This window comes from Pseudomonas reidholzensis, from assembly GCF_900536025.1.
Classification (GTDB): Bacteria; Pseudomonadota; Gammaproteobacteria; order Pseudomonadales; family Pseudomonadaceae; genus Aquipseudomonas; species Aquipseudomonas reidholzensis.
Genome location: NZ_UNOZ01000030.1, coordinates 582,932 through 592,626 on the forward strand (window position 1 = coordinate 582,932; position 9,695 = coordinate 592,626).

Sequence of the window (9,695 nt, forward strand, 5' to 3'; positions counted from 1 at the left end):
CAAGTTATTGATACTCATCGCTTTTTCATATGTTGGCGAAGCGATTTGTGCGGATGCCTATGTACGGGTGCGCTGTTCTGGAGAAAGCGAAGGCGCCACGTTGTTCATCAACAACGATGCCAAAGGTGAATGCCCGCTGACCCTGCCTGTGCCCGAAGGTGTCGTTCACCTGCGCGCCGCCAAGGAAATTGGCGAAGGCCAGTATCGGCAGTTCGAACAGACCTTCACCCTCAGCGCCGGCGCCCTGAAACCGGTGACCGTGGTGCTCGATGAAACCGTCCTGTTGACCCCAGCGGGCCGCCGACGCGAAGAAGCGCGCCTGGCCGAACAGCAACGCGTGGAGCAACAGCAGCGCGAAGCACAGGCGCAGGCCGAGGCGCAACAACAGGCTGCGCAACAGGCCGCCCAAGCGGCAGCGGCCCAGGAACAGGCGCGACTTGCCGCCGAGCGCGCAGCCAACAAGACCGCCGTGTCGGATTTCTTCGACCAGGTTAACCAGGCGCCTGCGCCAACCTCGACCACGCTGCTGCTCTATTCGCCGGTGCTGTTGCCGATGTCGACCACCAGTGACGTGGTCAGCGGCAAGGCCTTTGCCCTCAACGACCCGGCGGCGTTCGCCAACCCGGACTCGCTGATGGCCCGGGTCAGCCGCAACCTCGAACACCCTCCTCTGGCCAGCGAAGCGCAGCGCCTGGCCGCACGGTAACTGCCGTGCGCCACCTACTTGCCGCAGGGCTGCTGGCTGGGCTCGCGGCCCTGCTGCTGGGCTGCACCGGCCACATACCGCCCGCGCAGGACAGTCACAGCGCCTGCCAGCGGACTGCGCAGTGCGACGACTGGCAGCGCTATGAACCGGCCTTGCAGGCGTTCTTGCGCGGCAGCATGGCCAATGCCGGCTCTGCGCAGCATCCACAGGCAGATCCCCATCAGGCCTATCTCAAGCTCAAGGCGCGGTACCTGACGGACCCACAGTTCGCCTGTCGGCAACCGCTCAGCCATCGCTACCTGCAGTCGCTGTGGCAGTTGCCGCCCAGCGCCGATCCTTGCCTGGGGCCCGTGCCGTTCAGGGTAAAGGGCCTCACCTCGATGGAAAATGTGCGCTGGGTCGACCCGCAACGGGTGCAAGCGGTGCAGCTGTTGTTCATGGGCGAGTCGCAGCAACCTTTCAGCCGCTTTGGTCACGTGGCGCTGCGCCTGGTGGTGTGTGCGCCCGAGCGCGTACGCGTGGGGCCCGAGTGCGCAGAGGACGTCTTCGACCACATTGTATTGAGCTTCGCGGCGGGCATCGCCGACCCAACCCTGTCGCTATGGAAAGGGCTGACGGGCGGCTATGCCATCGGCCTGTTCGCCACCGACTTCCATGACGTCTACCAGCAATACACCATTGATGAGTTCCGCTCCCTGAGCGCGTTGCCGATCGTCCTCGACGACCGGCAAAAAGACTTCCTGGTGCGCGCCCTGAGCGAAGTCCACTGGCACTACAGCAACGATTACCGGTTCTTCTCGCACAACTGCGCGTCGGAACTGCAGTGGGCGCTCAACAGCAGTACGCAGGCCTTCGCCGTCGATGCCCAGCCCTTGCTGCCCACCCCTCGCGTACGACCTGACAGGTTGTTTGCCGATGCCCAACGGCAACCGCGTTTTCAGGCAGCAGTGCTCGACAACCTGAAAACCGCCGAGGCCGGCGGCTATTACTTCCCCAGTGCCGAACCTTATTACCAACACGCCTACACACTGCTTGCCGAGCGCCTGGCTGGGCCCGAGATGCGTGCGATCGACGGACCAGAAGGCTGGTTGGCCGCAGGCTCAGCGTTTCGCGCGGAGCAACTGCAACTATTGACCCAGCCGTCCATGGGCAGCCCCCGCTCCGCGCTGGATGCCTACCTGGTGCTGGAAACCTGGGCCGTGCGCAAGATGCAGAGAGCCCTGGTCAATGCCCTACTTGTCGAGCACGGCGAGGCACTGCTAAAGCGCATGCAACAGCATGGAGAGACGCACAGCGCCCCTGCCTTGAGCTGCATGCAGGCGCTGCTCATGCCGGCAAGCCAGCAAACCTCGGAGACAGGCATTCCCGAAGCGACTTCGGCCCTGCTCGCGCCGCGTTGCGCCGCCAGCCAGCAAGACCTGGCCCCCGGGTGGACCACGCTGATCGCCCCGCTACTGCGCGACGACCCCTCGTTTGCCCGCTACCAGCAAGGGCTGGCCGAGATCCAGGCGGCCCTGCGCAACATCGAAATCGCCCAACACACCCGCAACGCTCGGCCCAAGGAATAAGCCATGAGACTCGTCCCTATCACCCTCGTGGCCCTCTTGAGCAGCGTTGCTCTGAGCACCATGGCAGCGCCCACGTCGATCACCGAGGCCAATCGCCTGTTCGACCAGATGGACCGCGAAGAAATGCTCGCCGACCTGGAAAGCGCCAGTCACTGTGTCGGTCAACGCAACTTCAGTTGCGCCGAAGCACACCTCAAGGCCGCCCGCGAGCTGATCAACACCGACGCCGACCAGACCGTCTGGAACCGCGTGGTGGCCGACTACAACAGCGAGCGCCAGTTTGTCGAAGACGAAGCCCAGGCCGAGCGTGAACAGGCCAGGCTGGAGCGCCAGCAGGAACGTGACGAAGAAGAGGCTGCCGCACGCCGCGAAGAGCGTCTGGAGGCCAAGCGCAATGAAGCCTACGCCTTCGGCAGCGCGTTCATCGGCCTGCAGACGCACCTCTCCGCCGAGCAGCGCGCGCAGATGATCGAAGCCTATGTGGCCGACACCATGGCCGGGCAAGGCGCGAACAACGTGCGTAGAGTGGGTAACCAGATGCAAAGCGACATGCAGGCGCAACTGGAAGACAAACGCCAGCGCCACGAGGCGCACGCAGAGCGCCAGCGCGAACGGGCCGAGCAGACCCGCCAGGCGATTGAACAGCAGCGTGCGGCACGCACCGAGGCCGCACACAGCCGTACCCAGACGGCGCTGGCCGCAGCGCAGTCGCAACAGGGCGCCGGGGCTGAGCCGAGCACTGCCAAGCAGGCCGCTGCGCTTGAGCAAAGCAAGGCCAGGCAGAAACAGCTGGAGGAGGCGCAGGCGCAAAAGCTGGCCAGACAACAGGCCGCGGATGACGCTGCCGAGCAGGCCCGCGAGCAAGCCGCAGCGGTGGCCAAGGCCAAGGCTGCCGAAGCACGTGCCGCGCAGAAACTGGCCAAGCAGCAGGAAGAAGACCGGGCCAAGCAGGACTACCTTCGCCAAACCACCAAACAGACCAAGCTGGCGGCGATCACCTGCTTTGGCCCGCACTATTACGTGGTCGGCATCCGTCCGCGCATCAAGCCCGAGCTGCACAGCTGCGTGGACGTCAGTTTCCGCGCCAGTTGCCCGGGGGGCGGCACCTCGGCGCAGGGCGTGATCAGCAACTTCCTCGGCGCCAGCACCGATTGCTTCATGGGCGATACGGTGGAGATGGAAAAACTCGACTGCCCGGCCAAGGAGGTTCAGGTCCAGGCGCTGGAAACCCGGCCTTGTGGCGGTTTCAAGTAGCGGTTACTGGGGGGCGGGCTTTATCCCTAGCCCCGCCCCGGCGCCGGCATCACCTGCACATGCCCATGTTCCACCCCACGCTCGCTCATCAACTGGCGCGACAGCTCGACCACCTCGCCACTCGCCCCCTGCAACACCGAGACCTCAAGGCAATGCCCGGCGTCCAGGTGCACATGCAGGGTCGAGCGTGTCAGGTCATGGTGGGCATGCAAGGTCTGGTTGAGGCGCTTGGGCAACTCGCGCGTGTCGTGATCGTACAAATAGCTGACCACCGCCACGCACGGCGCCGTCTCGGCCAAAGGCTGGGAGGCCAGCAGGCCATTGCGCAGCAGGTCGCGGATCGCCTCCGAACGCCCCTGGTATCCATGCTCTGCCACCCGCTGGTCGATGACCTCGAGCAACTCCTCGTCCAGCGTGACGGTAATCCGTTGCATTTTGTTACTTCCAGTAAGAAGATTTAACCTAGACATCATACCCGCCACCTCTCTAGGCTAGCGCCTCCGTTGAAGTGGGGGACCCAGTGTGAAGCAGCAGCCAGGCAAACGAAAGCCCGCCCTCTGGGGCCTATTCCTGCTGGTCGCCAGCCTCTGCACGCACGCCGCCAGCGCGGTCGAACAGGGCCCGACCCTGGTCTATTCGTGGCCGGTCAACGCCGGCCCGCTCGACCCGCGCGGCTATTCGCCGAACCAGATGTACGCCCAGGCCATGGTCTATGAACCGCTGGTGCGCTACACCGCGTCCGGCGCGCTGCAGCCGTGGCTGGCCAGCGCCTGGCAGGTCTCCGAGGATGGCAAGACCTACACCTTCACCCTGCGCGATGGCGTGCGCTTCAGCGACGGCACGCCGTTCGACGCGGCGGCGGCCAAGGCCAACCTGGACGCCGTCCTGGCCAACAGCCAGCGCCACCGCTGGATGGAGCTGGTGACCACCCTCGATCACGTCGAAGCGCCGGATCGCCTGACCTTGCGGCTGGTGCTCAAACACCCGTACTACCCGACCCTGATGGAGCTGGCGCAGGTCCGCCCGTTGCGCTTTGCATCGCCCCAGGCAAAACCTGGCCACGCCGTGGGTACCGGGCCCTGGATGCGTGTGGAAAGCCGGCTTGGCGAATTCGATCGGTTCGCCCGCAACCCTGACTATTGGGGACCGCGCCCGGCCTATGGCGAAGTCCTGGTCAAGGTCATCCCCGACCCCAACAGCCGCGCCCTGGCCTTGCAGGCCGGCGAACTGGAGCTGATCCAGGGCGCCGCGGGCGAGATCACCGCCGGTACCTTCGTCCGGCTGCGTGACCAGGGGTTCGCCACCGCGCTGTCGGCGCCACTGGCCACCCGCACCCTGGCGATGAACACCGGCCGTGGCCCGACCCGCGACCTGGCGGTGCGCCAGGCGATCAACCACGCGCTGGACAAGCAGGCGATCATCGACAAGATCCTCTACGGCCTGGAGCCACGCGCCGACACCCTGTTCGCGCCCAACATGCCCTACGCCGACCTCGGCCTCAAACCGTATGCGTATGACCCTGCCCTTGCCGCCCGCCAGCTGGATGAGGCCGGCTGGACCCTGGCCCCCGGCGCGACGGTGCGCAGCAAAGGCGACCAGCCGCTGTCGATCGAACTGGTGTTCCTCGGCACCAGCGCCCTGCAGAAAAGCCTGGCTGAAGTGTTCCAGGGCGAGCTGGCCAAGCTCGGCATCCACATCGACTTGCGCGCGGTCGAGGACGGCGCGCTGGTGCGGCGCCAGCGCGACGGTGACTTCGGGATGATTTTCGCCGACACCTGGGGCGCGCCTTACGACCCGCATTCGTTCGTCAGCTCCATGCGCTACGCCGGCCACGCCGACTACATGGCCCAGCGCGGCCTGGCGATCAAGGACGAGCTGGACCAGCGCATCGGCCAGGTGCTGGCCAGCACCGATGAGCAACAGCGCGCCGCACAGTACCGCTTCATCCTCAGCACCTTGCACGAGCAGGCGGTGTACCTGCCGATCTCCTACCTCACCGCGATCAGCGTGCGCCGCGACTCGGTGAACAACGTGCAGTTCGGCAGCACCCTGTTCGACGTGCCGTTCGAAGTGATGACCCCGGCCGAGGAGCACTGACCGATGTTGCGCTATATCTGCCTGCGCCTGCTGTTGCTGGTGCCCGTGATGCTGGCGGTGTCGCTGCTGGTGTTCTTCCTGCTGCACCTGGGCAGCACCGACCCGGCGCTGGACTACCTGCGCCTGTCGCATATCCCGCCGACCGACGCGGCGATCGCCGAAGTCCGCCAGACCCTGGGCCTCGACCGACCGTTGTACGCGCAGTACTGGACCTGGCTGTGCAACGCCGTGCAGCTGGATTTCGGCATCTCCTACCTGACCGGTCGGCCGGTGCTCGACGACCTCCTGTACTACCTCCCGGCGACCCTGCAACTGGGCGGTCTGGCCCTGGCTTGCACCCTGCTGCTGTCGATCCCGCTGGGGCTGATGGCCGCCCGCTGGCAGGGCCGCTGGCCGGATCACGCGGTGCGCGCGGTAACCTTTCTCGGCGTGTCGATGCCCAACTTCTGGCTGGCATTTCTGCTGATCGCGCTGTTTTCGCTGTGGCTCGGCTGGCTGCCACCGCTCGGCCGTGGCGGCGCCGGGCACCTGGTGATGCCGGTGCTGGCGATCGCCCTGATGTCGATGTCGATCAACGCCCGGCTGCTGCGGGCCAGCCTGCTCGAGGCCAGCGGCCAGCGCCATGTGACCTATGCCCGGGCGCGCGGCCTGCCCGAGCGGCGGGTGTGGCGCGACCATGTGCTGCGCAATGCCTGGCTGCCACTGGTGACGGCCACCGGCATGCACATCGGCGAGCTGATCGGCGGCGCGCTGGTGATCGAGACCATCTTCGCCTGGCCCGGGGTCGGCCGTTTCGCGGTCTCGGCGGTGCTCAACCGCGACTTCCCGGTGATGCAGTGCTTCACCTTGCTGCTGACCGGCCTGCTGATGGTCTGCAACCTGGTGGTGGACGTCTGCTATGCCTGGCTCGACCCGCGCAGCCGCCTGCAGGGGGTGAGCGCATGAGCGCCATGAGCCTCGTTCGGCGCGCCGCGCGGCGCGGCAATCGCAGCCTGCTACTGGGCGGCGTGCTGGTCGGCCTGCTGGCCGTGCTGGCGCTGTTCGGCCAGTGGCTGGCGCCGCACGATCCCGACCTGGTCGACCTCGGCCAGCGCCTGCTGCCGCCCGATGCCAGCCACTGGCTGGGCACCGATCACCTCGGCCGCGACCTGCTCTCGCGGCTGATCGTCGGCACCCGGTTGTCGCTGGGCAGCGTGATGCTGACCCTGGCCCTGGTGCTCGCCCTGGGCCTGGTGGTCGGCGGCGTGGCGGGCTTCGTCGGCGGCAAGCTGGACCTGCTGCTGATGCGCCTGTGCGACATGTTCATGACCTTTCCGACGCTGGTCCTGGCGTTCTTCTTCGTCACCCTGCTGGGCACCGGCCTGAGCAACGTGATCCTGGCCATCGCCCTCTCCCACTGGGCCTGGTACGCACGCATGGTGCGCGGCCTGGTGATCGCCCAGCGCGGCCGCGAGTACCTGCTGGCCTCGCGGCTGGCCGGTGCCTCGCGCTGGGCCCGCCTGCGCCAGCACGTGCTGCCGAACATCGCCGGGCCGTTGCTGGTGCTGGCGACCATGGACATCGGCCACATGATGCTGCACGTCTCGGGCCTGTCGTTCCTTGGCCTGGGGGTCACGCCGCCGACGGCCGAATGGGGGGTGATGATCAACGATGCCAAGGAATTCATCTGGACCCACCCGCAACTGCTGCTGTTGCCGGGGTTGATGATCTTCTTCTCGGTGATGGCCTTCAACCTGCTCGGCGACGCCCTGCGCGACCGCCTCGACCCGACCCTGGAGGCGCGCTGAATGACGGCTTCATCCCTGGAAATACACGGCCTGCAGATCGAGGGTCGGGCCGGCGTGCTGGTGCACGGGGTAGACCTGCAACTGCGCCGTGGCGAAGTCTGCGCGCTGGTCGGCAGCAGCGGTTCGGGCAAGTCGCTCAGTTGCCTGGGGATGCTCGACCTGCTGCCCCAGGGCCTGCTGCGCACAGGCGGTGAGTTGACCGCCGACGGCCAACCGATCGCCGCCGCACAGGTGCGTGGGCGCCTGGCCAGCCTGGTCCTGCAGAACCCGCGCAGCGCCTTCAACCCGGTGCGCAACATGGCCAGCCATGGCCTGGAGACCCTCAAGCTGCGCGGCATCCGCGGTGCCGCGGCGCGCGAGCGGATGGACCACTGCCTGGCCGCCGTCGGCCTCGACGAGCGCCAGCGGGTGCTCGAGTCGTTTGCCTTTGAGCTCAGCGGCGGCATGCTCCAGCGCATGATGATCGCCCTGGCGCTGATGGCCGAAACGCCCTTTCTGCTCGCCGATGAACCGACCAGCGACCTCGACGCCCTGAGCCAGGCGCGCTTTCTCGACCTGCTGATGGCGTTGGTCGACGCGCACGGTCTGGGGGTGCTGCTGGTCACCCACGACATGGGCGTGGTCGCCCGCTGTGCCGAGCAGGTGGTGGTGATGGAGGCTGGGCGGGTCGTCGAGCGCCAGAGCGCCCGCGGCCTGTTCGACCAGCCCGCCAGCGCCAGCGCGCGGACCTTGCTCGAAGCCCACCAGATATTGACCGGGAGCTACCCATGAGCCTGCTGCAGGTGCACCAACTCGACCATGGTTATGGCACGGGCGGGCTGCTGCGCAGGCGCGCGTGGCTGCCGGTGCTGGAGGGCATCGACCTGGCATTGGCGGCAGGCGAGTCGACTGGCCTGCTGGGCAGCAGCGGCAGCGGCAAGAGCACCCTCGCGCGCCTGCTGCTCGGGCTGGAGCGCCCGACCCGCGGCCAGGTGCGGTTTGCCGGTGAGGACGTCAGCCAGTTGCGTGGCGAGGCCGCGCGGAATTTTCAGCGTGCTGTGCAGTTGGTGTTCCAGGATGCGCCGAGCGCCTTCAATCCGCAGCGCACGGTTGGCTGGAGCATTGCAGAGCCGTTGCGCCACTTGAGCGACATGAGCCAGGCGCAGCAGCGCGAACGGGTGCTGCACCTGCTCGAGCAGATGGGCTTACGTGCCGAGCACGCCGAGCGCTTGCCGCAGCAACTGAGCGGTGGGCAGTTGCAGCGGGCGAACATTGCCCGGGCGTTGGCGATTTCGCCGAAGCTGGTAGTGCTTGATGAGGCGTTGTCCAACCTCGACCGGGTGCTGCAATTGCAGTTGCTGCAGCGGCTGGATGCGTTGCGGCGGGAGAGCGGCACGGCGTTTGTGCTGATCAGCCATGACCTGAGCCTGGTGCGGTATTTCTGTCAGCGGGTGGTGCTGTTGGCCGAGGGCCGGATCGTCGAGGATCGGCCGGTGGAGCGGGCGATGGCGTTCGAGCATCCGCTGGGTAGGCAGTTGCAAGAGGCGGTGTTGCCTGGGGCGCCTTCCAGAGCTGCGCTGTGCGAGGGTTGAGGGTGGGTTTGGGCGTGTAGATTGTGGGCTTATCCATTCGATGTGGTGGCGCTGATGGCCCCTTCCGCCCTTACGGCGGGTCACTTAATGAGATGGTCACCCCGGCACTCTGCGCAGGCTAGGCTTGCGCAGGGTGTTTTTATCTCCGGAGATCATCACCATGAGCGAAGTGGCATTAGTCGGCATCGACATCGGCAAGCACACCTTCCACCTGCATGCTCAGGATAGGTCCGGCCGGGAAGTGCTACGCAAGAAGTGCTCACGACAGCAATTAATGCGCTTTTTCTCCAACCATCCGGTATGCACCGTGGTGATGGAAGCCTGCGCTGGAGCGCATTACCTGGCGCGTGAACTGAAAGCTGCGGGGCACGATGCCAAGCTGATTTCCCCTCAGTTCGTGCGACCTTTCGTCAAAAGTAACAAGAACGATTTTGTCGACGCTCAAGCGATCTGCGAAGCCGCTTCTCGGCCAACGATGCGTTTCGTCGCGGCCAAGACTGTGGAGCAGCAGACGCTTTCAGTCTCACACCGGATTCGTGAATCGCTGATCCGCGACCGCACCAAGACGGTGAACCAGATGCATGGATTCTTGCTCGAGTTCGGCATCAGCCTGCCGACCGGGCTGGCAGTCGTCAAACGGCTAGCCTCGATCCTTGAGGAACACGACCTGCCTGTGCGCCTCATCGCTTTGCTGCAGCGCCAGCACGACCAT

10 protein-coding genes are annotated in these 9,695 nt (G+C 66.1%); 9 read left to right on the forward strand and 1 reads right to left on the reverse strand.

The genetic code is table 11. From position 1 onward, the window contains the following. Positions 1–100 precede the first annotated feature (100 nt). Genes CCOS865_RS22195 through CCOS865_RS22205 form a run of 3 tightly spaced genes read left to right on the forward strand, consistent with a single transcriptional unit; the run spans position 101 to position 3,528 of the window. Entirely contained in the window at positions 101–706 is a 606-nt protein-coding gene (locus tag CCOS865_RS22195; protein WP_119144821.1) for a hypothetical protein, read from the forward strand. Positions 707–711: 5 nt separating this feature from the next. Next, a complete protein-coding gene (locus CCOS865_RS22200; protein ID WP_119144823.1) occupies positions 712–2,274 on the forward strand; it encodes a lipoprotein N-acyltransferase Lnb domain-containing protein in 1,563 nt (520 codons plus the stop codon). 3 nt (positions 2,275–2,277) lie between these two features. Continuing rightward, positions 2,278–3,528, forward strand: a complete 1,251-nt coding sequence (locus CCOS865_RS22205; protein ID WP_119144825.1) for a hypothetical protein — start codon at positions 2,278–2,280, stop codon at positions 3,526–3,528. A 26-nt stretch (positions 3,529–3,554) separates the two neighbouring features. On the opposite strand, the gene nikR is transcribed toward CCOS865_RS22205, so the two are convergent. Then, positions 3,555–3,962 carry a nickel-responsive transcriptional regulator NikR gene (gene nikR / locus CCOS865_RS22210; protein WP_119144828.1) on the reverse strand — a complete coding sequence of 136 codons (408 nt, stop codon included), beginning with the start codon at positions 3,960–3,962 and terminating at the stop codon, positions 3,555–3,557. A gap of 88 nt (positions 3,963–4,050) precedes the next feature. On the opposite strand from nikR, the gene nikA reads away from it, so the two are divergent. The 6 genes from nikA to CCOS865_RS22240 all read left to right on the forward strand — a co-directional run. Further along, on the forward strand, positions 4,051–5,625 hold the full coding sequence (gene nikA, locus CCOS865_RS22215; protein WP_119144830.1) for a nickel ABC transporter substrate-binding protein: 1,575 nt from the start codon (positions 4,051–4,053) through the stop codon (positions 5,623–5,625). 3 nt (positions 5,626–5,628) lie between these two features. Continuing rightward, positions 5,629–6,570 (forward strand): nickel ABC transporter permease subunit NikB, encoded by a 942-nt coding sequence (gene nikB / locus CCOS865_RS22220; RefSeq protein ID WP_119144832.1) that lies wholly within the window; start codon positions 5,629–5,631, stop codon positions 6,568–6,570. 5 nt (positions 6,571–6,575) lie between these two features. Beyond that, entirely contained in the window at positions 6,576–7,412 is an 837-nt protein-coding gene (gene nikC / locus CCOS865_RS22225) for a nickel ABC transporter permease subunit NikC (protein ID WP_119144834.1), read from the forward strand. Continuing rightward, a complete protein-coding gene (locus CCOS865_RS22230) occupies positions 7,413–8,183 on the forward strand; it encodes an ATP-binding cassette domain-containing protein (RefSeq protein WP_119144836.1) in 771 nt (256 codons plus the stop codon). Beyond that, on the forward strand, positions 8,180–8,983 hold the full coding sequence (gene nikE, locus CCOS865_RS22235) for a nickel import ATP-binding protein NikE (protein WP_119144838.1): 804 nt from the start codon (positions 8,180–8,182) through the stop codon (positions 8,981–8,983). The genes CCOS865_RS22230 and nikE overlap by 4 nt, the downstream gene beginning before the upstream one ends. A 160-nt stretch (positions 8,984–9,143) precedes the next feature. After that, positions 9,144–9,695 (forward strand): IS110 family RNA-guided transposase (locus CCOS865_RS22240; RefSeq protein WP_119144876.1); only part of this gene is annotated, 552 nt, incomplete at its 3' end.

What these genes read in the sequence shown, in the direction of transcription:
- CCOS865_RS22205 (WP_119144825.1), top strand. Translation starts at nt 2,278, where the DNA reads ATGAGACTCGTCCCTATCACCCTCGTGGCCCTCTTGAGCAGCGTTGCT.
- nikR (WP_119144828.1), bottom strand. Translation starts at nt 3,962, where the DNA reads ATGCAACGGATTACCGTCACGCTGGACGAGGAGTTGCTCGAGGTCATC.
- nikB (WP_119144832.1), top strand. Translation starts at nt 5,629, where the DNA reads ATGTTGCGCTATATCTGCCTGCGCCTGCTGTTGCTGGTGCCCGTGATG.
- nikC (WP_119144834.1), top strand. Translation starts at nt 6,576, where the DNA reads ATGAGCCTCGTTCGGCGCGCCGCGCGGCGCGGCAATCGCAGCCTGCTA.
- CCOS865_RS22230 (WP_119144836.1), top strand. Translation starts at nt 7,413, where the DNA reads ATGACGGCTTCATCCCTGGAAATACACGGCCTGCAGATCGAGGGTCGG.
- nikE (WP_119144838.1), top strand. Translation starts at nt 8,180, where the DNA reads ATGAGCCTGCTGCAGGTGCACCAACTCGACCATGGTTATGGCACGGGC.